Below are 25,739 nucleotides of genomic sequence, written 5' to 3'. Positions count from 1 at the left end.
GGACGGTCAGCAGGCGCGCTGAGTGGGTGTGAGCTCCAGGAGCTTCCACTGCTTCCCCCATTTCTCGGCTCTCACCTTCGTCACGTATCGGGGCATGGCTCCCTCGGGCAGGGGAACCGGCTTACCGGACGTGCGGTAGACGAACTTCCACGTTGAGGTATCGATGCAGTCCGTCAGCTCAGCACGCGGGACCCTGCGTTCCAGGTCAGTGCTGGTGACCTTGGTCTTGTGGCCAGGCCTGCCCTTAGTGATGATCCCTTTCTTCTGCATGCCCTCCACGTCGGACTTGGCGCGAGAGAGCGCGGCACCCAGGGAGTACTTCTTCAGGTCGGTGCCCCTAAGATCCGCGGCCGCGTAGGCCTTGACCTGCTCCTCCCACATCCGCTCGTAGACCTCAAGGACCGCCTTCTTCTCCTCGGCCTGCGGATCAGTGCTCCTGCTGGGCTCGTCGCCGGTGCTCGGAGGGGCAGAGGGCTTCTCGGCGCGTGTGTTGGAGTCGCTGGTGCAGGCAGTGACTGTGCCCGCCGTGCACATGACGAAGAGTAGGATTGCTGCCTGCTGTTTCCTGATGCGAACGCCGGAATATGCCTGCTGGCCAACTGATCGAGTCACTGTGTCTCTCCATACGCCGTGATTCTGTGCCGCCCGACTCCCAGAGCACGGAGCAAAACGATGGATGAGTGCGCGGCTGGTCCGAGCTGCGGCAATGCGCCGATGGCGTTCACGATAGGACGCAGGGCGCCCACCGGTCACCCTGTTCCCGTCTGTCGTGCGCGGCAGTTGGTGGCTATTCGGCCACAACGCGGCGAGTCCCCGCGGGAGGTGAGACTCGCCGCCGGAAGAGGGGCATGCAGAGTCCGACATCCTTCTCAGTGCAAAGGCAAACGTTCAAGCGGAGAGCGAATCCAGGACGGCTCTGCTGGGTTGATCATGCTCCGTCGCTCCGTCTTAGGCCCGCCGGACGGCTTTGTGGAGGCGCGAGTTGCTGAGTCTCCAGCGGGCTGAAGACGGCGCAGCGGCGGGGCCCGGTGGCTAGAGGGGCTGCGAAAGTGATCTGGCGGGGAGGGGCCGCGAGCGGTTGCCCTGCAGGGCAGAATGTCACCTGTTCAGGGGCAGGCGTCCGACGGTTGTCGGGGGCGTAAGTGTGATGCGACGCCAGGCGGTTCTAGGGGCGCCTGCCACGCCGCCCTGGAGCGGGAGCACGGTGCACCGCTGGGTGCGTGGTGTAGTTGCAGGCTTGCGGTGTAGAGCAGGCAACCAGACTGCTCCCGGCGGACATTGGCTAGGTTCGCAGGAAAGAAAGCGGAATCCAGCAGTACTCCGCTCCCAGGCTCTGGACCGTGTCGCTTGATATTCCGGAGGGCGTTCGTCGGGGTGCCGAAGCGCCCGCTGCTGTGGCCTCGGAGCCCTGGATGCGGAGGCTCCTGCTTTGAGGTGGAGAGGAAAGGTTGGCGCAAAGCATTCCTCAGCGAAGGTGGTTGGCTGCGGGACGTCTTGCGGTGTGGCGGTGGAATCGGCGAAGCGCGCGCCCTTCAATTGATCGCCGACTACCGGGTGCGCCCGTCTCTCAGCGAAGTACCATCCCCGCACCCGCAGGGGTGGTCCCGGTGTGACGATCAGTTCGTTCAGCATGACCACTCCCCGAGCGGTAGATACGACTCTCGGCGCTGCGCTGCCGCTCCGCGTCGAGTTTCAGGTCGTTTCGGTTCTACGATCCGTGAGCCGGGTTAGGTCGTGCGGGTCAGTACGTCGAACGCGCCCTGCCACCCTCGGGCGCTCGACCGACGGGCCGGGGCGAGGCTGCCGTACACGGACACGGGACGTGCGGCGAGATCAGTCGATGAGGTCGTGCAGGAAGAGCCAGGAGCGTGTCAGCCGGTACTCGTGCTCGTTCATCGGCCGGGACTCTGCGATCTCGGCGCCCGGTTCGGCCGGTGCCGGCCAGGCATCGGACGGCGGCATCAGCTCGGCGGTGGCTTTCCGGCGGGGGCCGCGGACGCAGAGGGTCACGCTGCCGGGTTCCATTGCGGCTTGGTGCACCATCGAATGCCCCAGCGTGTAGGCGCTTCCCGGGTGCTCGATGGTCACGATGCCCGGCTCCAGATTGCGTTCGCTGAACGCTCCACTCCCGGTGTCGGTCCGTAGGCGTACGACGTGCACGTAGCCGCCGGTGAGGATGCGCGTGGCGAAGGTGTAGCAGTGGTCATGCGGAGCCCGCTGGTTGTCCGGGCGTACGTTGAGGTTCAGGTGGACCTCGAACCCGCGTTCAGGTGCCTGGTAGAGGGAGAGCCGGTTCAGGAGCAGGGTGCTGCGGCTATTCGCCAGGCGCTCGGGATCGTGGAGGATCTCGTCGACCAGGCGGGTCAAGAGCTTGCGGTCCGCGGCAAGGCGGTTCAGGGTGTCGCCGCTGATCTGCTGCACGTCACGGAGGTTCGGCGTGTCCAGTGAGGGGACCTCGTCCAGCCAGACGTTCATGGGGCAGCTCCGATCCCGGCGTCCAGGACGCGTTCGAGGGCGCGGCGGGCTCGCTGGACCACATCAGCGTGCTCGAAGGGACTCATTGCCCCGGCGGGGGCAGCTTCGTACTGCCGGACGGCGAGAACCTGCGTGCCGGTGGGGGTGCTCCGTATCTGGCACAGGGTGCCCGCGTGCGCTGCGAAAGCCTCCCCGGGCCCGAAGCTGCGCACGTACTGAGGGTTGCACGTCTGGACGTCCTGGGGCCCCTGGTACATCTCCAGATCGAGGCTGCCGGTGAGCGTCAGGACGACAGATGTGGAGGCGATCGGCCACGCCGTCATCGGGGAGCCGTGGGCGAGACGGAGATAGACGCCGCGCCCGTCGAGGGCCGGGAGCGGAAGGCAGGCGAACCCGTGTGCGAGGAAGGCGCGGGAGGGGGCGCCGGTCAGGCCCTTTTCCATCAGGCTCAGGAGCTTGGCGGCCAGGGGAGTGAGCCAGCCGGTGGCGTCGGCCACCGGAATCTCGGGGATCGCATTTGGGTCTCGTCCTTGGTCGAGCAGTTGGTCGACGAAGGCGGGGAGTAGGGAGTCCACAAGGTGTCCTTTGCACGTCGGATCCAAGAGGCCCGGCGCCGGGCCGACGGGGGGAGCGACTCCCGGCGCCGGGGATTTATGCCGCTCGATGAACTGGCCGGAGGCATCCGGTTCACCGAGCGACGGTCTGGGGGCTCGGCCAGGCGGCCGGCTCGGCCTCTTCCCCTTCGAGGGAGCTGATGTAGGGGGCCAGAGGGCTCGTGGTCATGCTGCTGTTCCCGTAAGGCTGACGGGACGGCTTGGGGCGACGATCGCGCCGTCCGGCAGTAACGCGCCGATGTCGTGAAAGAGAAAGACGCCGTTGCACAGCCGCGCCCAGCTTCCGATGCCGTCGGCCCTGCTCGGTGGATTACCTGGCGGTGGGGGAGCCGGATGGGTACACCGAGCAGGGCGACTCGGGGGTGGATGCCGCGTCTGTGCGGCGGGCCGTGTAGCGGGCGATGGCGGCGTTGCTGTAGCCGTAGAAGCGAGCCAGAGCCTGTTCGTCACCGCACTCCCCGAGTGACGGGGGCTTCTCGCCCCACTCGACGAAGACCGCCGGAGAATCCAGGTCGGTCGAGAGGCTCAACCGCGGATGGGGGAATCCCGCGCGGCTCAGCAGGAGGTCGCGGACCTTGAGGGCGATACAGATGCAGGCCACGCTGTAGGTCCCGCCCCGGCGCGATCCGCCGACCGGCACCGCCAGGAACGGCATACGCAACGTGCGCACCGCAATGGCCTCCTGCAGGAGCCATGAGTCCGCCAGCCGCTGCTCGTAGTACTCGAAGTCGTACGCCTCTTGCGGGGCCTGTATGACGATGACCTTCACCGGTGGATGTGCACTGTTCGTAGGGTCATGCATCGTCGGCCCCCCTGGTACTGCCAGCCTCAATCACTTTTCCGACCGCGAAGGCCAGGCGCCGGGCGAGGCCGATGGCCTGCTGGTGGTCGGCCGGCAGGAACTCACCCCGGACGAGGCGTCCTTGCCCGATGAGGTGACTCGGCTTCGGGCCAGCGGCGGCGATGTCACAGAGCCTCTTGAGACGGCCGCGCAGCCGCTTGACCAGCGTGCCGACGGTGGCCGCGGGCGGAGGCTGGTTGCCGATCGTCGCATCGAGGTCGTCGAAAATCGGTTCCAGATCGAGGGGCGTCCAGGCAACGAGTGCGTCTCGAATGTCTCGCAGCCGGTCAACGCTGAGAGCCGGCATCCACTGGCCCTCGCGCCGGGAGGCTTGTGGGTTGACCATGGCGGCGTTCATTGCTCGCTCACACTCATTTCAGCCCAGACGATCTTGCCCCAGGGGTACTTCACGTAGCCCCAGTGGGAGCTGAGCGCGTCGACGAGGACGAGGCCCCGCCCGTGGCCGGAGTTGCCGTCAGCGAATCCGATCTGTGGAGTGGTGCACGAGGAGTCGGCGACCTCGATGCGCACCCGGCGCTTGCCGCGCCGGATGGAGACCGTCGTGAGGTCCGTCTTCGTGTGGGACACCACGTTCGCCATCAGTTCCGACACGATGAGCTGGCCGCTGTCTGCCAGCTCTTCCCTCATGCCCCAGGTATCCAGGGATTTGGTGACGAATGCGCGGGCTCGGCCCACGGCCTCGGGTTGGCACGGCAACTGTTCGGTGTAGCCGGATACGCCGTGTGCACCGGCTGCAGTGGATCGTGGGGCGGTCACGGTGGCGCTCACCGACCTCTCGCAGTGGTCGGCACCGGCAGTACGGCCCGCGCCGTCTTGCCCGGCCTGTCCTCACGTACCTCGTACGTGAGCTTCGCCCCGGCCCGCTGGACCAGTCCGAGGCTGGGCCTGCGATGTCCGGCCTCGGACGGCTTCTTCAAAACCTTGTCAAACCTGGGAAACGTCGGGTTGAGGTCCAGCATGTCGATCAGGAGCTGCCCCGTACCCATCAAAGCAAGGCGTATCCGGGCCGGAAGAGTGCGGCCATGGCGGACGGAGTTGTCGACGAGCTTGGCAGTCTCCCGCGCGTCCATCTCGGTGCCTCCGGGCTGGCGCACCGGGGCGAGGTGTGTGCGGGTGTCTAGCCGTGCGTTGCCTGTCGCCATCACCGCAAGGTCACCGGTGCTCCAGTCACTGGCCGCGCCCCATCCAAGTAGCCTGCACCATGGCCACAAAGCTGTCTTAGCGACTTCTGCACGGCTATCAACTGCAGGTGGCAGCGGTAGATCGGCAGTCTGCGTCTGCGTCTGCGTCTGCGGATTCACGGGGGCTCCCTGGCGCCACGATTGTGTTCACTCAAGTACTCTCAGCGAGGTGTGTTCCGAGCGTGGCGCCGTGCGCCGGACGGCTCTACCCCCACTTTGTCCTCGGCTTCAGACGGCACGTTGACGTCTTCCTCGGCTTGTCCTTGGTTTTTCCTCGGCTTGTCCTCGGCTCTGCTAAATGGCGTCTCTATAGGGCAAGTTGGTAGGGACAGCGCTCTACCGTCGAAGCAGTGACGGCCTGAGCCAGTGGGATGGGGGCGACATGTTGTTCTTCCGGCACCTTCTGGAGGAGCGCGGCATCCGAAGCCATGAAGAGTTCCTTCCGCCGTACAGGAAGGCCGCTGAGCGGCTGCAACTGACACACGCACAAGTGGACCCGGCTCCGAAAACCTTCCAGGGATGGCTCTACGACGGACGCAAGCCGAACAGGGTATTCCGCCCTGTCATCGTCGAGATGCTCGGATACAGCATCGAAGACCTCTGGACGGAGGTCCCCGCGGGTACGGAACCGACTTTCGTGCCCCTGGCCAGTACGCCACTCACCGAACGCCATGCCGAGCCCGGCATGGCACTGAACGAGATGCAAAGGATGGGCGCTATGGCTGCACGACGCGCGAAAGAGTTCGTTCTCGGAGCGGATCGCGACAAGGTGGGCGATGACACCCTTGGCTTCCTCAACGAGGAAGTGGCGCGACTGGTCTCCGCGTACCCACGCGACCCGCTGGCGACGATCTGGCAAGACCTGCTGTCGGCTCAGGACGACGCCTTCCGCATCCTGGAGGGAGGCCGGACCCGGCCGACGCAGCTGCGCGACCTGAACTTCAACGCCGGAGTGCTGTCCTTCCTCATCGCCAAGGGCTTCCACGACATGGAAGACCCCCACCAGGCAATGATGATGACCCGCGTGGCTGGCTACTGTGCCAAGGAATCCGAGCATCTGGGCCTCATCGCCCTGGTGGACGGCTTGAAGTCCCTGATCGCTTACTGGGCTGGGAAGACGGGCGACGCGCTGCACTACGCCCGCCGGGGGTCCGACATCGCGGAACCGCTGAACGGAACCGTCGGCCTGTGGCTCCTGGGCCTGCAATCGCGTGCCGCGGCAGTCCTCGGCGACACGCAGACCGTCGCCGCAGCTAATCAAGAAGCCACGGAGCGCCGAGAGCAGGTAGTCCCGGACGAACTCGACGCCCTCGGCGGTCTGCTCACGTACGCCATCGAGAAACAGAACTACTACATCGTGGAGAGCGGAGCGCTTCTCGGTGAAGGCGGCGTTGAATTCACCACGCAGGCCGAACTGGCCGTACACGGCCTCAGCGACCCCACCTCTCCCAACTGGGCCTTCGCAGACCTCGCCGGCGCACAGTGCAACCTGGCCCTCATCCGGCTGCACAGCGGCGAGCTGGAGGGAGCCGCCCAATCAATCCGCCCCGTACTCGACCTGCCAAGCACGCACCGCAACAACGGCATTATCGTTTCCGCCCAACGGGTGCACAGTGCTCTGACCAACGGCCCGCTGAGCACCGGTATCGCCGCACGTGACCTGCGCGAAGAGCTGGAGCAGTTCCCGGCTCGGCGACCGGCCCTTCCCCGCTAAGGGTACGCAGGTAAAGTCCCAGGACATGTACCCGGTAGAGCGATTGAGCCCGCGTCTGCTCCTTCGAGAACTCAGCATCGAGGACGTGGACGCGGTGTTCGCCGTCTACGGCAGTCCTGAGGCGACTCAGCATCTGTCATTCGAGCCTCGCAATCACGCCGACGTCGGCGCCATCGTGGCCCGATCGGTCGCCTCCGCCACGACGACACCGCGGAGTGAATACGCCCTTGCCGTCGTCGAGCGGGACAGCACCGAATTGATCGGCTTCGGCCGTCTCGCCATGGACCCCCACCAACCCAGGGCCGCGACCTTCGGCTTCGCCTTGCGCCCCGACGTCTGGGGTGTCGGCTATGGGCTGGAAACCGTACGGCTCCTCCTCGGCCTCGGCTTCGAGGATCTGGGGCTGCACCGTATATGGGGTGCGCGTGCGCCGTTGAATGCGGCTTCGGCCAAGACCATGGCCGCCGCGGGCATGTCGGAAGAGGGCACCATCCGTGAGCACATTCTGAAGGCTGGCGAATGGCGTGACTCCGTCGTGCACTCCATGCTCGAACGCGAGTGGACCGCGCTGGAGACGTCTAGCTGAGCGTCTCGCCCTGTCTGATCGTCGCCGCAGCCAGTTGCGCAGGTAGCTGCAGCCGGGATCTTCTCGAACAGGGCCAGGAGCTGAGTGACGTCGTTGCGGTTGCCGCCGGTCAGCGACACTGCGAGCGGAATGCCCTGGTCGTCGACGATAGGTGGTGCTCGCCGGCCGGACGTGCGAGGAATCGATCACCGCCCGGTCCCAGGCCAGCTGGCCCTTCGAGCACGGCTTCTCCGGGAGGACGACGTGGAGTTGGTGCCAGGCGCCGGCCTCGTTCCAGGGCCCAGGCCTCGCCAGCAGGACGTTCCCGAGCCGAAGCCCCCGTACAGGCCTGCCGGTCCGACACCCGCGGTCTGCCCTGCACCGGCTTCGATGCCGGTTCGGGCGGTAGCGGCTCGATGAGCGACCACAGTCCACCCGACGCCCCGATCCGCGGCCGCGACTGGGCCCTCGCCACAACCAGTCCAACGAGCGAAGCCTCCAACAGCCGCATGATCAAAGACGTTTGTTACTGAGCCTTCCTAAGGGGTTGCGTGCGATTTCCGCCGTTGGAGTACTCAATGCGCGCGCGACCGCGTACCTGGCCAACGTAGATTGATCACTCCGGTTAGGGACTAGCGGAGGGCAGGAGGATGACGTTGGAGATCGAGCCCATCGGAGAGGTCGTTGAGGGCCGAACCGAGGTCGCCGACGACTTTTGGGGTGGCATCGAGTCTGTGATCCAGCTCGATGAGGGGAAGTTCCCCCTCGACTCTGTGCAGGGACTTGAGGAGTTTTCCCATCTGGTCGTGTTGTGGCACTTCAACCAGGCGTCGCCAGAGGACATCGAGTACCACGCCCGAAGCCCCCGCGGGAACCCCAAGTGGCCGGCCACGGGCACCTTTGCGCACCGCAACCACCGACGCCCCAACCAGCTTGCCCAGAGTTTCCGCGGTTGCTGAGGATCGAAGGGCTGCGGCTACGTGTGACCGATCTGGATGCAGTAGTCGGTTCGACGATCTACGACCTGTCGCCGTACTTCCAGGCGATGGGACCGCGCGGCCCCGTACGGGAACCGGCGTGGCCCAACGAAATGCTGTCCGCCTACTGGTCCACGAAGCCGTGATCAGCCTCGTCGCGTGACAGTGCCGCATCATATCGCCGGGCAGCGCGAGGGAATCGCCGCCTGCCTACACCGCGCTCAACAGCGCGGTGAGATCACCGCGGAGAGGGTCTAGGGTCTGCTGGCACCGGACAGACTGGAAATTGCCGCAGTCGTCGGGGTGATGGTCCTGCAGGAGGACCTGCTCGGTGCCGTTCTCGACGTCGATGGGATAGCTCGCCTGGTGGACCAGGTGTTGCTGCCCCTCGTTGGCGCCATCCCCGCCGGCTGAAGTCCTTCCGGCCGATTTTTCGATTCGGCGCACAGCAACCTACAAGGTTCGTAGTGCTATTGAAGCCATTTGCCCGCCGCTCTTCGTCGCGCGCAGGCGGGTCATGAGGGTCGGCCCCGACCCGGTCGACCTGATCGCCTCGCATCTCCTCGGCCGGAGGCTTCACCGTGATCCGCCTGCGCCAAACCGCACGCTTGAGCGTTTCGGGGGCCCGGAACGAATGGCCAGTAGATCGCCGACCTCACGTGTCGTCGGCTACCGCACCCTGCTCTGGGAGCTGGACGCCGTGGACTGGGCCCGCGGTGCTGCCCTGCGGCCGAACCGTACCTGGAGGAGCAACTCCACGTGTTTTTCGTTGGAGAATTGCACCTACGGCCGCCTACCTCAAGCGGATACACAGCACTTTTTGTCGCCCTGTGGCCGGAGTCTTGCTTTTCGCGCCCCATGGCTGCTGATTCCCGCAGCAATCCCTGACGGCCGTCGGCGCCGTCAAGGCACAGCCTCGCAGCGCATGACACGGCACGTCGTGGTCGGGCACTAGGCCACCGCCGCCTCGCCGAACTACGCGTGCCGAACCCTCCGATCATGCGACGGGTGCACTCGGGCAGTGGGCGACGAGACGTGCGCGTGTGGACCGGCGTACTCGGCTGCGCTCTTTGGCCCCGAAGTCGCAGGAACGCGAGACCAACAGCGCGGAGGGCGACGGGGCGGACCGAGGTCGTTTCATTGGTAGTCCCTTGTCTTGGTGAGCGCGATGGGGCGGGTGTGGGCGGTGGCTTGGTTGTGAAGGAAGTCCTGGACCCGCTGCAGTTGGTTCGTGGCCAAGGCGGTGAGTTGGTTGAGGGGGCGGGCCTGGGCGTTGCGGTGGGCCGCCTGTTCCAGGGCGGCGACCTGGCCGGGCCGGTACTGCTCGGCGAACACCTCTTCCAGATGCGGGCCGTGGATCAGCACCGGGCCGATCGGGCGGCCCTGGACGGTGAACGAGCTGTAGTGGTCGTACTGGTCGAGGCCGGCGACCTGGGCGGCGCTGGGCCGCTCTCCCCACTCCTCGATAACCGGGCTGATGGCGGCCCTGGAGCCACGCGTGGTGGAGAGGGTGGAGGCGTTTTGGACCAGCGACTGCCGGACCGGGGCGGGCAGGCGGGCCAGGAGCTGGGTCAGGGCGTGGAGCCGGATCTTGTACTTGCGGAAGTCTTCGAACATCGACGCGATGGAGTCGGCGCCGGAGCTGGTGAGGGTGGTGAGTTCATCGAGGTAGCCGCGGAAGGGCACCCGCTGGTGTGCGGGGGTGTCGGTGCGCGAGCGTCCGGCGCGCAGCAGGTCGCGGTTGATCAGAGCGGTCAGGAGCCGGTCGGTGGGGCCGTTGCCCGCGGTGGATATCCACACGATCATCCGGCGGTCCATGGCCGCGCGGATGTTGTAGGCACCTTGGGGCTGGCCGAGGAAGGCGCGGGTGACAGGGTTGGCGGCCAGCCGGGTGAGGGGGTTGAGCAAGACGTTGAAGGCGTCGGGCGGGAAGGTGGGGAAGGTGGTGTGCCACCAGGCGTGGGAGTCGGCGTCCAGGACAGCTTCGGTGGCGGCCAGCGCACTGTGGCAGAAGGAGGGATCGGTCAGCAGCGGCCGGAGGTGGAAGAGGGTGGCCTGGTCCTGGCCGCGTCCACTCTGGCAGGCCAGTTCGTTGATCGCGGTCAGTACGGTCAGGGCCTGGGTGAAAATGGCGATGGCGCGGGGCGCGGTTGCGTCGTCCCAGCCGAACGCGGTGGCAAAGGCGTCCACGACATCTTCGACGACTTCGTGGGCGGCCTGGCCCTGGTGCTGCATGCCGATCGGATTCCACGTGCTGATCAGCGGGTTGGAGCCGCGGCCGGGTGCCCGCAGGTCGATGCGCGCGATCCGGTCCATGATCGGCTGGTGGGCGAGGAAGGGCGCCACCCGGTGCCAGGAGTCGTGGTGGGGGTCGATGAACAGCAGCCCGCCCCCGGCATGCGCATAGCCGACGGCTTGGGCGGCGGCGCGTTCGGTCTTGCCGCCGCCGGCCTTGCCCACGCCGAGCTCAAAGAGCGTCTGCTCGGCACGGGTGGCCACCAGCCGTCGGCGCCCGTCGGGCTGGCGATACCAGCCCTGCAGCAGCAGATCCGCATTGCCGTGCTCGAAGGTGGGCAGGTCCACGGGCAGCAGCGGCACCCGGCACCAAATGGTGGGCGGCTTGAGCAGCCCCAGCAGTTCCTCCAAGCCCAGCCAGTTGACGGCCGGGGGCAGGCACTGCCCGGTGCGCCAGCGCAGGTCGAAGCGTCCGCGATGGGGCCATCGGTCGGCGCCCAGCCGCCAGGGGCCGATGCGCACTCCGCGCATCGCCCACCGGGCCGGCCCACCGAAGACGTCGAGAGCGGCCTGGATGCGGGCCAGGCGCGCCTGGGCACGGCCCTCGATGGTCGAGGCGCAACGCACCAGGATCTGTACCCGCACCAGGTGCGCGTCCTGGGCGAGTTTGCCCAGCGTCGCCTCCCGGTCCACCCTTTCGGGTGGCGCGGTCATCACCATGCCCCGGCGCCCCAGCTGCGCCGGGCCGCCGCCTCCCGGGGTGAGCAGTTGCTGGAGCTGTCCGAGAAACGAGTCATCGCCATGGCGGTTCATCCAGCGCGTGGTGCGCTGGGCTTGGCGCCGTTCGCTTCGGCGGGCCTGTTGCATCAGCTTCCACCGCCGTGCGCGCAGCGCCCATTTGGGGGCGCGTTGCAGGTCGATGCAGATTTCGGCGAGCTCGCCCAGGTCGGCGCGCAGGTCGGCGACCGCGTCGACCAGTGGCTGCAGCGGGTCCGGCTGCAGCGGTACCTCCCGCAAGCTGGCGACGGGGTTGCCGCGCAGAAGGAACTCGGCGCGCACCTCGTGCGGCCGGGGCGTGTCCCGCAGGATCGTGGCCTTGGCCACGCGCACGCTGGGTCCGAAGGGGGTCGTGGTCAGCAGGCGCTCGGCGCCGGCGGGACCCTCGAGCCGGTAGGAGAAGGGGGCCCGGCCATCGGAGCGCAGGCGGATCCGTACCGCCTTGCTGCGTCGCGGCGCCCACCAGGGCAGCGACGTGCTGGCGCGCGTCAGCTCCACACCCCGGCGGAAGATCTCCTCATGACCGGGGTCAAAGTGGGCGGCCGGGGTGAGCTCCAGCGCCATCCGCTCCTGGGAAGCCGTCGCGGCCAGATGCCGCACCAGACACTCCCCGCCGATGCCTGCGGCCGCCAAGAGCACGGCGAGCAGATACCAGTGGCCGGCCAGCCACCCCAGCGCGGCCGCAAGATCTTGTGCGACTGCCGGGACGAGGGAAGCGGCAACGGCGCTCACGAGAGGTTCAGGGGCAGCGCTGTCCACGGTGCGCCTCTTCTCGGCCGGTGGAAGTACAGGTCGCTGATGCGGCCGTCGGTGTAGGTGCCGCCGCGGTCGGCCGCGGCCCACACCAGATGCACCACTGCCCGCCCGCTGCTGGTCTTGGCGCCCTTGTCTTGTCGGGCGATGACGGCCTGGATGCGAAAGCGGCTGAACGCGGGCGCCACCTGCTGCGTCGGCCGCGTGCCGAAGATGTCGGGGAACCGGCTGCGCCCTGTGCCGGTGGCGTCCGCATACAGCAGCAGGGCGCCCTGCTTGCGCAGCTGGCGCTCCTGCGCGGCGGGCAGGTCGGCGGGCCAGGCCTTCTCCAACAGCTGCTGGATTGGCCGGTCAGCTTCGCGTCCCTCGCCGTGCGGCGGCGGGGTCGGCGTCGGCAGCAGGGGAGCGGATGAGGTGGACGAGACGGATGGCCGGGGTGCCGGCGTCTTGTGGGATGGCTGCTGCGAGTGCGGCGCCGATCCGGCGGCCACACCGGAGGAAGCGGTTTTCTGGCCGCCGTTTAGGAGGAGATAGCCGCAGGCGGCCAAGACCAGGCCGCAGGCCAGCAGCAGCCACGGCCCACGTCCGGGGGGCCGCGCACCGGTCTTCTTGGACGTCACAGGACTCTGGCCCCTCCCGCGAACCCGCTCATGGCATCCACCGGGTCGAGACGGACCTTGGTGCCGGGTCGGGCGGCGTTGACCATCTGCCCGTTCCCCACGTAGATCCCGACGTGATAGATCGTGGAATCCGCGCCCGGCGCATAGGCGTAGAACACCAAGTCCCCGGTCCTGAGGGCGGCTTTGGACCTGATGCGCTGCCCCTTGCCGGCCTGTGCGGAGGCGGTGCGGGGGAGCATGATGCCCACTCGCGCGTACGCGTACTGGGTCAGCCCCGAGCAGTCGAAACCCACGATGCCGACGCCACTCTTGCCGCTGGGCGAGCAGCACACCCCCGTGCTGGGCCCCTTGGCGTTGCCACCACCCCAGGAGTAGGGCACTCCGCGCTGGGCGAGCGCCGCCCGTAGGACTTTCTTGGCCTTGCCCGAGGCGCCGCCCAGATCCACGTTCTTGCCCGAGCTGTTCGCGGCGGCCCGGTACTGCGTGATCCGTTTGCTGACGTTGGTGACGTATTCATGCGAGTGGTTGTACTGGAAGATCGCCGCCTGAAGCTGGCGGGCCTTGGTCAGGTCACGCCCGTTGCCGCACAGATACACCGCGGCGCCCAGCGCCGCGTCGAACGCGTTGTGTGGGTCGCGGGTCTTGTCGCTGTTGCCGTCCCGGCCGTTGCTCTGCCAGGTGGAGGGCAGGAACTGGAAGGGACCCACGGCCCGTTCACCGGTGGCGGTGCCGTCCCACTGGCCTCCGTCGGTGTCGGGGAAGGTGGTGGTGTTGCCGCCCTGGCCGGAGCCGTTGAGCAGCACGCCCAGGATGCGGGGGGTGATGCCGCCGTCCTTGGCGATGGTGCGTCCGGCGGCGTGATTGGACTCCACCTTCGCGATGCCCGCCAGGATCGGCCAGGACATGCCCCGGCACTTGGGCACATGACGGACGATCAGCTGGGAGGCCTTCTTGTAGGCGGCGAGCATGGTGGGCGGAATGCCGGCGGCGCTGCCGCCGTCCAGGGATCCGGTGTCGGTCTCCTCCTCTTGGCGGGCCAGTTGGGCGGAGGCAGAGAGCACGCTGGCGAAGGGGGCGGCGCAGCTGGCGGCGGCCAGCAGCACGATCAGCAGGCACCCCCACCTGGCGCGGCGCCGGGGTCGTCCAGGCGACCTCATCCGCCCTCCCCGCCCACGCCCGGATCTGCCGCGTCGCCGCCCCCCAGGGACTCCTCGCGCGCCCGGCGCTGTTCGCGCTCCTCGGCGAAACGGGCGAACCGAGCTCGCAGGTATTCGCGATCGGTCGACGCGCGACGGCGGATCTCGGCGGCATCGATCCCCCGAGTGCCTTCGCCCGCACCGGACCCCGCCCGGGGCGGCGCGGTCACCGACGAACGACCGCCGCCGCTCATGCTGGTGCTGCCCGGCGTGGCAGCCGGGCGGATCCGGGGGGATGCCACCCGTGCGGGCCAGTCGGCTTCGGCGGGCCCCGGCGGCACAGAGGGCAGGGAAGGCATTGCGGGTGCGGGGGGAGTCCCCGGGCCGGAGGGCCCGGCAGGGCCAAAGCCGCCACCGCCCATCCGGCCTGAGCCCGCGGCCGGCGGCTGGCCCTGCGGCTTCCACGCGCGCAGGTCCTCGCGCACGGTGTTGCTCCACACCCGGACCTGCTGCTGGGCATCCTTCGTGTTCTCCGAGGCGCGCTGGCGGGCTCGCCGGGTGGTGGAGGGCAGAGCGTCGGTGGCGTTGTAGGCGACGCGGCCCGTGCGGTGCGCGATGCGGTAGCCGCGCAGGCGGACCAGCCGGTTGTGGGCGCGGGTGGACAGCAGGGTGCGATCGGAGTTCTGGTCGTGGAGCGTCTCGCCCGACGCCCGGTCGGCGATGACGCCGTCCTCGTCGCGATAGCGGTCCGCCGGCCCCTGGCGCAGCGCATCGCCCTGCGGTCCACCGGGGCCGCTCCCGTGCGTGCCGTCGTATTGCGGGCCGCTGCCCGGGGCGTCGCCTGCCGCGGTGGGTTTGCGCAGCCGTTCCAGTTCCTTGTCGCCGGGATGCTTGCCGACCAGCAGCCCCCAGGCGCCGCGGGCACCGGCTGCGGCGCCGGTGGCGGCCAGCGCAATGGGGGCCAGGCCGCGCGAGGCCTCGGCGCCCGCGTCCGACAGGAGGCGGCCGGTGTCCACGGGCATGCCCGTTCCGTCGGTCATCGCGGCCAGGGACCGCATGAGGCGCTGGCGTGTGCCCAGCCGCCCATACCCGCTGCCGCCCAGGGCCCGCAGACCCAACCCGTTTCCCAGGCCGCCGTGCCCGTGGACGGCCATCGCGGCGCCGATCTCGGAGGTGTCGCCGGGCAGATGGGTGCCGCCGATCTTCGCGTAGCGCATCCGCAGGGAGAGCCGCTGCCCGGCCAGGGCGATCCCGGCCAGGAGCCTGCGGTGGAAGGCCAGTGCGGCCAGCGCGAGGGCGATGAGCGCCAGCAGCCGCTCGGCAGGCACCTCGGGGCCCTCGGTGAGGACCACATCGATGCCGATGGCGTACGTGGGCAGGAAGGCGCAGATCGCGAACATGCCCGCGATCGAGATGCCCAGCAGCGCCAGCCATTTCCAGGCGGCCTGCCGGTTGGGGCCCGGCAGCATCGCCCACACCAGCGTGATGGAGCCGGCCGCGGCCGCCGCGGCGTCGGCGGCTTGCATGCCCAGCAACACGAACGCCGCGGACAGCGGGATCGCGGAGATCAGCAGTGAGGCGGCGAACAGCATCAAGACGCCGGCGGTCCGCCAGCCGGTGGGCTCTTTGGCGTACGCGGCCGCCGCCTTGCCCACCGGCCCGGCCTTCTCCATCTCCTTGAGGAACGCCGCGAACTGCCGGTCTTGGTCGTTCAGGAGCGGGTTGGTGGCGTCCAGCAACGCCTCGCCGGGAGTGAGCGCCGGTCCGTCCTCGAACGCAGGCTCACCGGGGTCCGGGTTCTTCAACTTGCCCTTCACGCAGTATTTGTGTGCGGGCCCCTTGATCCTGTCGCACACCTCCTCGGCCCGCTCGCGATCGGCCTTGCTGGCCGCAGAGGTCGGCTTGTAGCCGCCGGAGACCCATTTGAGGTGCAGGGCATAGGCCTTGCGGTCCGAGGCCTTGCCCGGGTCGAGGATCCGCCCGTACTGCACGAGCATGTAGCCCTTGACCACCGTCACATTGGTCAGCGAGTCCTGGATGGGCTTGGCCACGTGGGATTGCCGCTCCGTGTTCTCGCTCTCGTAGCACTTGTGAAGTGCCGGACCGGACAGGCCTCCGCCGCACGGGCCGGCATCCCCGCTGGCGATCTTGCCGCCCCAGTCGTAGGAGTCGACCGTCATCCAGGCGACCTCCGAGGCGGATCGCTCGCTCTGGGCCAGCGGACCGTCTGGCCCCAGCAGGTAATCCGGGCGCACGAACGCCGAGGCCGCGAACGCGGCGATCACCAGTGTGAGGACGATCTCGCCGAGGCCCTTGCCGGCCTTGCCGCGCACGAGCAGGATTCCGCCGAAGATGAACGCCCAGGCCAGCAGCAGCCCCTTGAGCCCCAGGGTGTCGACGACGATGTCGGTGTAGGTGTCGGAGAGCTTTTGCGCCGGACCGGCCAGCATCTTGATCAGCGGGAAGCGCAGCGCGAACTCGACGGCCCAGCAAGCCAGGCCCACCACCAGCCGTAACAGGGTGAACAGGCCGTTCATGATGAACGCAAAAGCGTTGGTGCGCACCGAGAAGATCGAGCCGCCCTGGGCGGAGAGCTCATAGCCGTCCAGCGGCACGCCTTCGGAGCTGTCCACGTTCAGCGGACCCATCATGTCCCCGCCGCCGTCGGCGGCGGAGGCGACCTGCGCGTTGACGAGGAGGAACACCCCGGCCAGCCCTGAAGCGTGCAGGAGGGTGCGCAGCCGACCGTGGGCCAGATGCCACTGCATCACGACGATTCCGGCCTTCCCCCACGCCGCACGCCCACCAGGACGAGCACGGCCGTGGCCGCGGGTGCCCATATCCAGAGCGCCGGACCCTGTTCTTGGCTCGCCGCCCGCGGGGCCGTAGCGGTGCGCATCATGCGCTCGCAGTGCTCCCGGGCCGGACCTGCGATCGCGGCGCACACGTCCCGGTCGCTGCGCACGAAGGCGCGGCCGTCCCGGGCCGGGGGATCTGCGGCGGGAGCGGACCGAGCAGAAGATGAGGCCGGCGCGAGCGCACCGAGAGTGACGGCGAGCGGCAGACAAGCCGGCAAGAGGATGCCGGCCGCGCGGCGCACGGTGGTGCGGCGCCGGGCGGGCCGCCCTTCATCGGTGATCATCGGACCTCCTTGCGGGGGAGCGGCCACGGCTTGGACAGGTCCGCTCCCACACCGGACGCCCGGGCAGAGTGCCGCTGGCCCGGGGTGGTGGTGATACGGGAGGTGATGCGGGGGATGTGGGGGATGAGGACCTTGACGCGGCCGGTGTTCTGCCGCGGCCCGGTCAGCAGGACCTCACCGGCGCGGTCCTTGTGCCCGACGGGAGAAAGACCCGAGGTGACCATCCGCACGAGGTCGGAGTCGCTCGGGTCCAGACCGATGAACTCCAGCCCCCGGCGTGCCCGTTCGCGCTCAGAGGTCCGTGCCAGGGCCCGGTAGGCCATCAGCCCCCGGTCGGGGCCCAGCTCCTTGGCGTCATGAGCCCCGGCGAACAATCCGGCGCCGTGCTTGCGGCCGTCATGCAGGATTTCGTGGACCAGCGCGGTGCCCTCCGCCGACGAAGTCAGCCAGTACAGCTCGTCGGTGACCACCGCACAAAACCGCTCCGGCAGGGAGAACGCCGCCTGGCGGGCCATCGCCGCGATCAGATACAGCACCGCGCGGCCGATCAAAGCCTCCAGCGGCTGCTGGTGCAGGATCTCGGCGTGCTCAAAAGCCTGCTTGGGCGGCAGTTTCAGCCCGGTCGTGGTGATGACGATCATGTCGGAGGCGCCGGTGCCGTCCAGGCTCACCGGGGGCAGCGCCGGATCGAACACCATGCGCGCCAGCGGGTTTTGCTCCACCAGGCGCAACAGCCCGGCCAGCGTGGCCGCCGCGTCCTGGCGTTTGCCGCTCTCGGAGCCGGCCATCTGCCGCAGGACCTCCAGGACGCCGCTCATCGAGGGCGACACCGACACCCCGGCCCGTTCGATGGCGTGATGCAACACCTCGCCGGAGGTGGTCATGGGGCCGATGCCCAGCTGCAGGGTCAGATAGCTCAGCGCGTAGTGACGGCCCTGTGCGCCGGGAAACAGGCGCAGCGGGTCGATGGACAGCGCGGCGCGGGCGGCGTCGATGATCTGGCAGCGGCCCGGCGCGGCGGCCTGGGCGAAGGTGGCCCATTCGCGTACCGGGGTGCGGTCGATGCAAATTGCGCGGCCGCCGCGGTCCACGACCGACTGGCTGATCAGCTTCAGCATGACGCTCTTGCCCGCGCCCAGATCCCCCACCACGCCCAGCGATGCGGAGGCGTCCTGTTTGGGGGCGTCGGCGGGGTTGATCAGGACGGGGCGGGTGGTGCCGCAATCCAGGTCCAGGCCGAGCAGCATCCCGGTGGGATCGCCGACCTCGCTGTGGGTGAACGCGCCCGACAGCGCCCAGTCCTCGCTGAGCTGATGCTGGGTGAACTCGCGCAGCCGGTGCGTGCGCACCGCCCCGGGCAGTCCCAGGGCGAACAGGTCGGCCTGCAGTCCGGCCGGGCGCACCGCGCGGTAGTCGGCGCCCGCCAGCAGCTTGTCCAGGGCGCGGGCCCGTGCGTCACACAGCTGAGGCGTGGGCCCCCACACGGTCAGGGCGGTGATCGCCTGCACCTCCACCTCCACCGAGGTGCGAGAGAGCCGCGCGTCCAGTTCGCCCAGATCGCGGGCGGCATCCGGCAGCGAGGCGGGCATGCCGGTGGGCCGCGCCTCGTACTGGTCGGCCTGGTCGACCAGCTCGGTCTTCTTGCGCTGCACCTGTGCCCGCGCCTTCTCCGCGGGCACCAACGTCAAATCGATGGTGAAGTCGACGGGAAAGTCGAGGACTTCGAGCTGCGCGAACAGATCCGCGGCCTCCAGCGAGATGGTGGGCGGGCACTCGGCCAACGCCAGATGCGCCTGATAGCCGATCCCGCCGTCGCTTTCGACCTGCAGCCAGCGCCGCCGCAACGGGGACGCCGACCGGGTCTTCCACCACCGCGCCCGACCGGCTGTGCGGCCGCGTGCTCCACGGGTGGCCTGCCGGTCTTGGCCGGCGACGGGGTGGGTGCCGCCTTCCTCGAGGCGGACTTGGCCCAGGTCGGCATAGCTGGGGGAGTACAGCATCCCCGAGCGGACCTGACCTGCGTAGTGCTCGCTGAGTTGGGCCTGGCCCAGCAGCGGTTCGTCCAGACCGCGGTGCACCGCATGCTGGATCATCCAGACGATCTCCGTGGGCCGGGCCGGGCGGAACCAGGCGCCGCCGGTCAGCTGTGCCTCCACCTGGCCGGCCTGCTCGCGGCAGGAGTTCACCTCGGCGAGGGGCACCGGGGCGGCCCGCATGCCGAAGGTGTCGGCGACCTCCGCCCACAGGGCGCCGAGCACCTTCAGGCCCGGGTTCTCCGCCTCCAGCGGGATGGCCAACCACCAGGTGCGCTGGTGCATCTCCTGGCCCGCCAGAAGATCCAAGGCCGCGTCCAGATGCTCCTCCCACGGCCTGGCCTCAGGTATCAGGGCTTCTGCGCTGTCTTGAAGGCCCTCGACCATCTGCCAGACGACCTCGGCCGGATCGACCTGCGCGCACAGCCCGAACAGCCGCGGGGTGCCGGACAGCGAGCGCACCACCTGCGTGATCTGGGCGAGGAGTTCGTCGCGGACGGCCGCGGGCACATAGGTGCCCGGGACGCTCTCTTGAGTGCGGCCCCCCGGATCGGGGCCGGGGTGCAGCCGATAGAGCGCCCAGACGTGGCCCTGGGCGGACCACAGCAGATGCCCGGCGATATGCCGGATGGGAACGCGCATCAGCGGTGCCCTTTCTGGTTCGGTGCGCAACGGCGGGCATGCGCGAGCAGTGCTGCCGGCCGGGTCGCCCCGGAGGCGGGGGTGGCAGCTGCCGGGGCAGGCCGGGGCGGGCGTGGATGTGCAGGCGGCGCGGGCTGGGTGGGTGCCACCCGCGCCGCCTGCTGGGGCGGCCTGGGCGCCGGGGCGCCGGCCGCGGGCACAAGGTTTGTGAGGTCTTCGAGGATGAAGCCGCCGCTCAGGCGCCGGGCACGCGGATCACGTGCGGCACGCCGGCCGATGCGGCCTCCGGCGGGCTGGGCCATGAGCGCCACCAGGCCCAGGGCGACCGACACCGGGTGGCGGCCGCCGATCTTGGGCCTGCGCAGCAGCCAGATCCCCACCAGCCACGCGGCGACCGGGATGGGGCCCAGCACGCTCCACACCGCAATCGTCTTGACCAGGAGGAAGCCGCCCACGGTCGCCAGGGCGATCTGGGCGGCGTTGTAGGGGCCCAGCGGCAGCCGCCAGTCGGCGAGCTTGCCCAGCACCCAGGGGTGGCGCCGCGCGGCCGTGTAGAAGCGCGCCGTACGGGGCGCGGCGGCCGCGCTCACCAGCGCCCCTGGGGGCCAGGCTCGGAACGGTCAAAGGCCGGTGCCCCGTTGGCGGGGTTGTTCACCTCGTCCTCGAACATGTCCGCCAGGTCGTTGCGGGAGGAGTAGAGGCCCAGCGCGATGACCATGAGGATCAGGGCGCCGATGCCGGCCTTCAGCGAGAACCGCTGCACCATGATCACGACGACGATGATGATGAGCGCGGCCTGCAGCCCCGTGGTGCCCCAGTCCTTGGCGGTTTCGATCCAGGCCTCGCCCAGATCGGCCAGCTCTCCGGCCAGCACAACCTGATGGAGTGTGTTCATCGCCGCGCACCGCCCGTCGTGCCCGACACCAGGGCAGCGATCTCCCAGCGGCCGTCCCGCGCCGACAAGGTGAGCTCGTAGGCCAGGGGCCAGCGGCCCGCAGCGGCGCGCGCCTGGACCTGGGCCAGGACATGCACGGTGGTGTGGTCACCGGGTACCTGCTCGGTGGCCGCGGCGTGTTCGCGCGCGGTGACCTCCTGCACCTCGATGGACGCGGCGGCCGGCGGAGAGATGGCCGTCAGCTTCACGCCGGGCGCCAGGTAGCGGTTGACCTGGCCGCGTCCGGCCAGATACGCGGTCAAGAACTCCGCGGCCGTGGTGGCCAGCGGGCCCTCGGGCACCGTGACGCGGTAGGGCGAGTCAGGGATCTTGTGCCGGGCGGGGGCAGCGACGAGGGCCGGCGCCGCGGTGACGGCGAACGAGGCGCCGTCGGCAGAGGCGATCGCGGGCACGGCGAAGTAGCGCACCACGTCCGCGTACTGCGCGGCCACGGTCACCGACCACCGGCCGTCCTTTCCCGGCATGCTGCGCACCGCCGTCACCCGCCGCGGCACGGGCGCCTCGTCGGCGGGGGAGGGCAGCAGAATCCCGGGGGCCATCGCCTGCACGCGTCGCGCGGCCGCGCTGCCGGTCTCGTCACTGCTGCGCAGCCATGCGTCGACGAACTCCACGACGAAGCCCGCGGGGTCGGCGACCGTGGCGGTCTGCTCGGTGTGCTGCGGCGTGGGGGCGGGCGGGGCCGCGACAGTGGCGGCGGGCCGGCCCACCGCCAGGGCCAGCGCGAGCGGCCCGGCTGCCAGCGCGGTCCAGACCCCGGCGCGTCCCAGCTGCACGCGCCGGCGCATCTGGGTCAGGGCGATGCCGGCGGCAACCGGCGGGCCGGCGCCGGGTGGTGATGCTGCGGAGCGGAACACGAGGGGATCTCCCTGAGGTCGGAGGGTTGCTGTCTGGAGACAACCCGCCGGCCTCGACCGGCTTGCCGACCACAGCGGCCCGACCACGGTGAAGAACCGGTCACGAATGCGTGGTCGGGGTGGTAGCCGCGACCACCACAGCCACTCACCCCGTTGCGAGCGGAGTGATGCGCATCGCCAAGAGGGCAGGCGATCAGACGGGACCGGCTGTAGGCGGGGTGCGCATTGACGTCCTGTGCACCGCTTGATGCGGGCCATCGCCGGCGGTGCGCAATCGCGTTTCAAGACTTCGGCGTTGTCGGCGATGACCGGTTGCGGCCGGCAGTGGCCTGGCCCGCCGGCCAGTGCGCAGCCCGCTGGCGACCGCAGAACACGACGAGTGTGCACCCGGCGGCCGACTCCATCCTCATCGGCTGCGCACTGCTGTGACCTGCGGTGGTCGGGCTAGAGACCATGTGGTCGGGGCAGGGGGCGGCACTGCGTGGTCGCCATCTACCGCCCGTTCACAGGGCGATGGCCCCGCGGGTGACCACCGCAACACCGCTGCTGCGACAGCCCTCGATGCGTGAGCGGCCGGGCGGTGATGGCTGCGCGCTGCGCTGCGCACCACGGTGCGCAGCGGACGTCATCCGTAGGGCCCGCCGCGGAGTGCGCAGTCGGGCGATGACACCGAGGGTGATGACGGCGCGCAGAGTCGGCGCTGCGCAGTCGGCCTCTGGTCCGATCGCGGATGACGCCCCGGCCGTGGGCCTGGTGGTGTTCCGGTGTGGCTGGCCCTCAGCTGCATGCCGTCGTGTGCTCGTTGCGGCAGCCTCATGTGAGGCTCAGCGCTGAGACAGTGCGAGTGCGGCCGGTCTGCATGTCCCGTGCCGAGACCGCGCTGTTCATGCAAAGGACGCAGTCGATCGGCCTGCCGCCGGTGCAGGCCGATCGGTACTCATCTCACGGCGTTGCACTGTGAGGTGGCGTCGCCTTGTGCTGGCCGTCAATTTCGGCAATGAGGGCCTCGATACGGTTCTTGATCTCGTCGCGGATCGGGCGGACCGCCTCCACGCCCTGGCCCGCGGGGTCTTCCAGCGCCCAGTCGAGGTACTTCTTGCCGGGGAAGATCGGGCAGGCGTCGCCGCAGCCCATGGTGATGACGTAGTCGGAGGCCTGGACGGCTTCGGTGGTCAGGATCTTCGGCTTCTGGTCGGCGATGTCGACACCGACCTCCTGCATGGCCGTGACGGCGGCCGGGTTTACCTGGTCGCCGGGGATCGATCCCGCGGAGCGGACCTCGATCCGGTCGCCCGCGAGGTGGTTCAGGAATCCGGCGGCCATCTGCGAGCGGCCTGCGTTGTGGACACAGACGAAGAGGACGGAGGTGAGAGGGGAAGCGGTCATGGAATCTTCCTTGGCGAGGGATGAGCGGGCAACAGGGGTGTGAGCCAGGGTGTTCAGGTGCCCGGCAGGGTGTCGAGCAGGACGGTCATGTGCGCGTCGGTCTCGTCGCGGGTGGCCGTGCTGAGGGCGCTGTCGGGGTGTGCGACCGGCCAGTGCAGGTCGCGGCGGTCCGCGACGACGGGGCATGTGTCGCCGCAGCCACGAGGCGGGCGACTACGGCGGACAGCTGCGTGTCGGGAAAGGCGGGGGAGGGATGAGGTGGTCATGAGGGAACCCTTTCGGCGGGCCCTAGGGTTCAGCCCGGACTGGTATCAGCTCCGAATGATGTGACAGTATCAGTGCATGCTGACTTCAGTCGACGCTGATGTGATCCGGGTGCTCGGTGACCCGCTCCGCCTGAAAATCGTGACCCTGCTCGCCCAGGAAACGCTCTGTACGACGCACCTGGTGGAGGAGACCGGCGCCAAGCAGACCAACCTCTCCAACCACATGAAGGTGCTGCGCGAGGCCGGCCTGGTGGAGACCGAGCCGTGTGGCCGCTTCACCTACTACAAGCTGCGCCCCGAGGTCCTGGCCTCGATTTCCGAACGGTTCGCCGAACTGGCCGCCTCCGCCCACACCGCGGCTGACAACAAGAGGGCCTGCTGATGAGCCGCACCGACACCACCCCGCAAGACGATGAGCAAGCGGCGCCGTCCGGCGACGGCATCGTCGCCAAGCTCTCCACCCTGGACCGGTACCTCGCGGTGTGGATCCTCATCGCCATGGGTGTCGGCCTGGGCCTCGGGCGGCTGATTCCGGGCATGAATGACGCGCTGGCCAAGGTCGAGATCGGCGGCATCTCGCTGCCGATCGCCATCGGCCTGTTGATCATGATGTATCCGGTGCTCGCCAAGGTCCGCTACGACAAGCTCGACTCGGTCACCGGCGACCGCAAGCTGATGGCATCTTCGCTGGTCATCAACTGGATCGTCGGCCCGGCGGTCATGTTCGCGCTGGCCTGGATCTTTCTGCCGGACCTGCCCGAGTACCGCACCGGCCTGATCATCGTCGGGCTCGCCCGCTGTATCGCCATGGTCATCATCTGGAACGACCTGGCCTGCGGCGACCGCGAAGCCGCCGCCGTCCTGGTCGCCCTGAACTCCGTCTTTCAGGTCATCGCGTTCGGCCTGCTGGGCTGGCTCTACCTCGACCTGCTGCCGGGCTGGCTGGGCCTGGGCGATGGCGAGAAGCTCGACATCTCCATGTGGAAGATCGCGCTGAACGTCGTCATCTTCCTCGGCGTCCCCCTGCTTGCCGGATTCCTCACCCGCCGCATCGGCGAGAAGAAGATGGGCCGTCAGAAGTACGAGTCCAACTTCCTTCCCAAGATCGGCCCCTGGGCGCTCTACGGCCTGCTGTTCACGATCGTCATCCTCTTCGCGCTGCAGGGCAAGACCATCACCTCGCAGCCGGTCGACGTCGTGCGCATCGCGCTGCCGCTGCTGGTGTATTTCGCGGTGATGTTCTTCGGTACGTTCCTGCTGGGCAAGGGACTTGGCCTCGCCTATGACCGCACCGCGACCCTCGCGTTCACGGCCGCGGGCAACAACTTCGAGCTGGCCATCGCCGTGGCCATCGCCACCTTCGGCGTCACCTCCGGCCAGGCGCTGTCCGGGGTGGTCGGCCCGCTCATCGAGGTCCCCGTCCTGATCGGCCTGGTGTACGTCGCGCTGGCCTGGCGCCGGAAGTTCGCCGCGGACGCGGTGAGCACGGCCTCGTGACGCGCACGGCGGATGTGGTGGTGATCGGCGGCGGGCAGGCCGGGCTCGCCGCCGGCTACCACCTGCGCCGCCAAGGCGTGGGCTTCGTCATCCTCGACGCACAGTCCACGCCCGGCGGCGCCTGGCGGCACACCTGGGACTCGCTCCACCTCTTCTCCCCGGCTGCCTTCTCCTCCCTGCCGGGGCGGCCCATGCCCGCCCAGAGCGGTGAAACCTACCCGGACGCCGGACACGTCGTGGACTACCTGGCCGACTACGAACAGCGCTACGACCTGCCCGTGCAGCGCCCGGTCCGGGTCAGCGCCGTACGGCCCGAAGGCGAGCGGCTGCGGGTGGAGGCGGATGCGGGCGCCTGGTCGGCGCGGGCGGTCATCTCGGCGACCGGCACCTGGTGGCGTCCCTTCCTGCCCGCGGTCGCGGGCCGCGGGGTGTTCGCCGGCCGCCAGCTGCACACGGTCGGCTACCGCAATCCGGCCGACTTCGCCGGGCAGCGGGTCGTCGTGGTCGGCGGAGGCAACTCCGGCGCGCAGATCGCCGCCGATCTCGCCCTGGCCGGCATTGAGCTGACCTGGGTCACCCAGCGTCCGGCGCGGTTCTTGGCCGACGACATCGACGGGCGCGCCCTGTTCGACGCCGCGACCGCCCGCCGCCGTGCCCTCGACCAGGGCGCAGCCGATACCGGCGGGGTGGCTTCGCTCGGTGACATCGTCGCTGTCCCGCCGGTCCGCGCGGCGCGCGACGGCGGGCTCCTCAAGGCCGCGCCGATGTTCCAGCGCCTGGTTGCGGACGGGGTCCAGTGGGCGGATGGCAGCCGGGCCGAGGCCGATGCGGTGATCTGGTGCACCGGTTTCCGCCCCGCCCTGTCCCACCTCGCGCCGCTGGGTCTGCGGGGTTCGCGCGGGCGCATCCCCACCGAGGGCACGCGCGCTCTGGGCGAACCGCGGCTGCACCTGCTCGGCTACGGCGACTGGACCGGCCCGGCCTCCGCCACCCTCATCGGCGTCGGCCGCCCGGCCCGGGACGCCGCCCGCCAGATCCGCAGCCTGCTGCATTGA

The 25,739-nt window shown here is 69.4% G+C and carries 24 protein-coding genes and 1 pseudogene; 6 read left to right on the top strand and 19 right to left on the bottom strand.

Features of this window, described 5'->3' with window-relative positions; genetic code table 11:
• Positions 1–6: 6 nt before the first annotated feature.
• The 8 genes from QBL25_RS01215 to QBL25_RS01180 all read right to left on the bottom strand — a co-directional run bounded on the left by QBL25_RS01215 (position 7) and on the right by QBL25_RS01180 (position 5,252).
• Complete coding sequence (locus tag QBL25_RS01215; RefSeq protein WP_409055066.1) at positions 7–612, bottom strand: hypothetical protein; 606 nt, start codon at positions 610–612, stop codon at positions 7–9.
• A 1,221-nt stretch (positions 613–1,833) separates the two neighbouring features.
• Positions 1,834–2,475 carry a hypothetical protein gene (locus QBL25_RS01210; protein ID WP_409055065.1) on the bottom strand — a complete coding sequence of 214 codons (642 nt, stop codon included), beginning with the start codon at positions 2,473–2,475 and terminating at the stop codon, positions 1,834–1,836.
• The gene (locus tag QBL25_RS01205; RefSeq protein WP_409055064.1) at positions 2,472–3,050 is read right to left on the bottom strand and encodes a hypothetical protein; all 579 of its coding nucleotides are present in this window, start codon (positions 3,048–3,050) and stop codon (positions 2,472–2,474) included. Before QBL25_RS01205 ends, QBL25_RS01210 begins: the two co-directional genes overlap by 4 nt.
• Positions 3,051–3,254: 204 nt before the next feature.
• Positions 3,255–3,359 (bottom strand): DUF5999 family protein, encoded by a 105-nt coding sequence (locus tag QBL25_RS01200; RefSeq protein ID WP_409062505.1) that lies wholly within the window; start codon positions 3,357–3,359, stop codon positions 3,255–3,257.
• Positions 3,360–3,399: 40 nt separating this feature from the next.
• Complete coding sequence (locus tag QBL25_RS01195) at positions 3,400–3,858, bottom strand: DUF6302 family protein (RefSeq protein WP_409055063.1); 459 nt, start codon at positions 3,856–3,858, stop codon at positions 3,400–3,402.
• Positions 3,859–3,883: 25 nt separating this feature from the next.
• Positions 3,884–4,288 carry a DUF6415 family natural product biosynthesis protein gene (locus tag QBL25_RS01190; RefSeq protein ID WP_409055062.1) on the bottom strand — a complete coding sequence of 135 codons (405 nt, stop codon included), beginning with the start codon at positions 4,286–4,288 and terminating at the stop codon, positions 3,884–3,886.
• Positions 4,285–4,707, bottom strand: a complete 423-nt coding sequence (locus tag QBL25_RS01185; protein WP_409062504.1) for an ATP-binding protein — start codon at positions 4,705–4,707, stop codon at positions 4,285–4,287. The genes QBL25_RS01190 and QBL25_RS01185 overlap by 4 nt, the downstream gene beginning before the upstream one ends.
• 8 nt (positions 4,708–4,715) lie before the next feature.
• Positions 4,716–5,252: a hypothetical protein gene (locus QBL25_RS01180; protein WP_409055061.1), complete on the bottom strand. Its 537-nt coding sequence runs from the start codon at positions 5,250–5,252 to the stop codon at positions 4,716–4,718.
• 262 nt (positions 5,253–5,514) lie between these two features.
• Here QBL25_RS01180 and QBL25_RS01175 point away from each other — a divergent pair, with 262 nt between their 5' ends.
• The 3 genes and pseudogenes from QBL25_RS01175 (at position 5,515) to QBL25_RS01165 (ending at position 8,534) form a co-directional block, all read left to right on the top strand.
• Positions 5,515–6,846 (top strand): hypothetical protein, encoded by a 1,332-nt coding sequence (locus QBL25_RS01175; RefSeq protein WP_409055060.1) that lies wholly within the window; start codon positions 5,515–5,517, stop codon positions 6,844–6,846.
• Between the two features lie 25 nt (positions 6,847–6,871).
• Positions 6,872–7,432 (top strand): GNAT family N-acetyltransferase, encoded by a 561-nt coding sequence (locus QBL25_RS01170; RefSeq protein WP_409055059.1) that lies wholly within the window; start codon positions 6,872–6,874, stop codon positions 7,430–7,432.
• Between the two features lie 629 nt (positions 7,433–8,061).
• Positions 8,062–8,534: pseudogene (locus QBL25_RS01165) on the top strand (TrmO family methyltransferase).
• Positions 8,535–9,525: 991 nt separating this feature from the next.
• Here the strand turns inward: QBL25_RS01165 and QBL25_RS01160 are convergent.
• From QBL25_RS01160 to QBL25_RS01110, 11 genes are all read right to left on the bottom strand, one after another.
• Positions 9,526–12,132, bottom strand: coding sequence for an ATP/GTP-binding protein (locus QBL25_RS01160; protein WP_409055058.1), 2,607 nt, complete (start codon positions 12,130–12,132; stop codon positions 9,526–9,528).
• On the bottom strand, positions 12,129–12,773 hold the full coding sequence (locus QBL25_RS01155; protein ID WP_409055057.1) for a hypothetical protein: 645 nt from the start codon (positions 12,771–12,773) through the stop codon (positions 12,129–12,131). Before QBL25_RS01155 ends, QBL25_RS01160 begins: the two co-directional genes overlap by 4 nt.
• Entirely contained in the window at positions 12,770–13,930 is a 1,161-nt protein-coding gene (locus QBL25_RS01150; protein ID WP_409055056.1) for an NlpC/P60 family protein, read from the bottom strand. The genes QBL25_RS01155 and QBL25_RS01150 overlap by 4 nt, the downstream gene beginning before the upstream one ends.
• Positions 13,927–16,677, bottom strand: coding sequence for a hypothetical protein (locus tag QBL25_RS01145; protein ID WP_409055055.1), 2,751 nt, complete (start codon positions 16,675–16,677; stop codon positions 13,927–13,929). The genes QBL25_RS01150 and QBL25_RS01145 overlap by 4 nt, the downstream gene beginning before the upstream one ends.
• The gene (locus tag QBL25_RS01140; RefSeq protein WP_409055054.1) at positions 16,677–17,051 is read right to left on the bottom strand and encodes a hypothetical protein; all 375 of its coding nucleotides are present in this window, start codon (positions 17,049–17,051) and stop codon (positions 16,677–16,679) included. Before QBL25_RS01140 ends, QBL25_RS01145 begins: the two co-directional genes overlap by 1 nt.
• Entirely contained in the window at positions 17,048–19,726 is a 2,679-nt protein-coding gene (locus tag QBL25_RS01135; RefSeq protein ID WP_409055053.1) for an ATP-binding protein, read from the bottom strand. The genes QBL25_RS01140 and QBL25_RS01135 overlap by 4 nt, the downstream gene beginning before the upstream one ends.
• The gene (locus QBL25_RS01130; RefSeq protein ID WP_409055052.1) at positions 19,726–20,316 is read right to left on the bottom strand and encodes a hypothetical protein; all 591 of its coding nucleotides are present in this window, start codon (positions 20,314–20,316) and stop codon (positions 19,726–19,728) included. The genes QBL25_RS01135 and QBL25_RS01130 overlap by 1 nt, the downstream gene beginning before the upstream one ends.
• On the bottom strand, positions 20,313–20,621 hold the full coding sequence (locus QBL25_RS01125; protein WP_409055051.1) for a hypothetical protein: 309 nt from the start codon (positions 20,619–20,621) through the stop codon (positions 20,313–20,315). The genes QBL25_RS01130 and QBL25_RS01125 overlap by 4 nt, the downstream gene beginning before the upstream one ends.
• Positions 20,618–21,535, bottom strand: coding sequence for a conjugal transfer protein (locus QBL25_RS01120; protein ID WP_409055050.1), 918 nt, complete (start codon positions 21,533–21,535; stop codon positions 20,618–20,620). Before QBL25_RS01120 ends, QBL25_RS01125 begins: the two co-directional genes overlap by 4 nt.
• Positions 21,536–22,477: 942 nt before the next feature.
• Entirely contained in the window at positions 22,478–22,921 is a 444-nt protein-coding gene (locus QBL25_RS01115; protein ID WP_409055049.1) for an arsenate reductase ArsC, read from the bottom strand.
• Positions 22,922–22,974: 53 nt separating this feature from the next.
• On the bottom strand, positions 22,975–23,187 hold the full coding sequence (locus QBL25_RS01110; RefSeq protein ID WP_409055048.1) for a hypothetical protein: 213 nt from the start codon (positions 23,185–23,187) through the stop codon (positions 22,975–22,977).
• A 76-nt stretch (positions 23,188–23,263) separates the two neighbouring features.
• Here QBL25_RS01110 and QBL25_RS01105 point away from each other — a divergent pair, with 76 nt between their 5' ends.
• The 3 genes from QBL25_RS01105 to QBL25_RS01095 are packed head-to-tail and all read left to right on the top strand — an operon-like array spanning position 23,264 to position 25,739.
• Positions 23,264–23,569 (top strand): ArsR/SmtB family transcription factor, encoded by a 306-nt coding sequence (locus QBL25_RS01105; protein WP_409055047.1) that lies wholly within the window; start codon positions 23,264–23,266, stop codon positions 23,567–23,569.
• Positions 23,569–24,684, top strand: coding sequence for an ACR3 family arsenite efflux transporter (arsB, locus tag QBL25_RS01100; protein WP_409055046.1), 1,116 nt, complete (start codon positions 23,569–23,571; stop codon positions 24,682–24,684). Before QBL25_RS01105 ends, arsB begins: the two co-directional genes overlap by 1 nt.
• Positions 24,681–25,739 carry an ArsO family NAD(P)H-dependent flavin-containing monooxygenase gene (locus QBL25_RS01095; protein ID WP_409055045.1) on the top strand — a complete coding sequence of 353 codons (1,059 nt, stop codon included), beginning with the start codon at positions 24,681–24,683 and terminating at the stop codon, positions 25,737–25,739. Before arsB ends, QBL25_RS01095 begins: the two co-directional genes overlap by 4 nt.

The sequence above is a fragment of the Streptomyces sp. SYP-A7185 genome (assembly GCF_046103685.1).
Taxonomy (GTDB): Bacteria; Actinomycetota; Actinomycetes; order Streptomycetales; family Streptomycetaceae; genus Streptomyces.
The sequence above is the reverse complement of the archived record's forward strand: the minus strand, read 5'-3'. Positions and strand labels throughout refer to the sequence as shown.

Bases quoted from the DNA above. Each gene is read 5' to 3' on its own strand.
- QBL25_RS01145 (WP_409055055.1), bottom strand. From the start codon at position 16,677: ATGCAGTGGCATCTGGCCCACGGTCGGCTGCGCACCCTCCTGCACGCT.
- QBL25_RS01210 (WP_409055065.1), bottom strand. From the start codon at position 2,475: ATGAACGTCTGGCTGGACGAGGTCCCCTCACTGGACACGCCGAACCTC.
- QBL25_RS01105 (WP_409055047.1), top strand. From the start codon at position 23,264: ATGCTGACTTCAGTCGACGCTGATGTGATCCGGGTGCTCGGTGACCCG.
- QBL25_RS01190 (WP_409055062.1), bottom strand. From the start codon at position 4,288: ATGAACGCCGCCATGGTCAACCCACAAGCCTCCCGGCGCGAGGGCCAG.
- QBL25_RS01140 (WP_409055054.1), bottom strand. From the start codon at position 17,051: ATGATCACCGATGAAGGGCGGCCCGCCCGGCGCCGCACCACCGTGCGC.
- QBL25_RS01150 (WP_409055056.1), bottom strand. From the start codon at position 13,930: ATGAGGTCGCCTGGACGACCCCGGCGCCGCGCCAGGTGGGGGTGCCTG.
- arsB (WP_409055046.1), top strand. From the start codon at position 23,569: ATGAGCCGCACCGACACCACCCCGCAAGACGATGAGCAAGCGGCGCCG.
- QBL25_RS01175 (WP_409055060.1), top strand. From the start codon at position 5,515: ATGTTGTTCTTCCGGCACCTTCTGGAGGAGCGCGGCATCCGAAGCCAT.
- QBL25_RS01125 (WP_409055051.1), bottom strand. From the start codon at position 20,621: ATGAACACACTCCATCAGGTTGTGCTGGCCGGAGAGCTGGCCGATCTG.
- QBL25_RS01110 (WP_409055048.1), bottom strand. From the start codon at position 23,187: ATGACCACCTCATCCCTCCCCCGCCTTTCCCGACACGCAGCTGTCCGC.
- QBL25_RS01135 (WP_409055053.1), bottom strand. From the start codon at position 19,726: ATGCGCGTTCCCATCCGGCATATCGCCGGGCATCTGCTGTGGTCCGCC.
- QBL25_RS01170 (WP_409055059.1), top strand. From the start codon at position 6,872: ATGTACCCGGTAGAGCGATTGAGCCCGCGTCTGCTCCTTCGAGAACTC.
- QBL25_RS01115 (WP_409055049.1), bottom strand. From the start codon at position 22,921: ATGACCGCTTCCCCTCTCACCTCCGTCCTCTTCGTCTGTGTCCACAAC.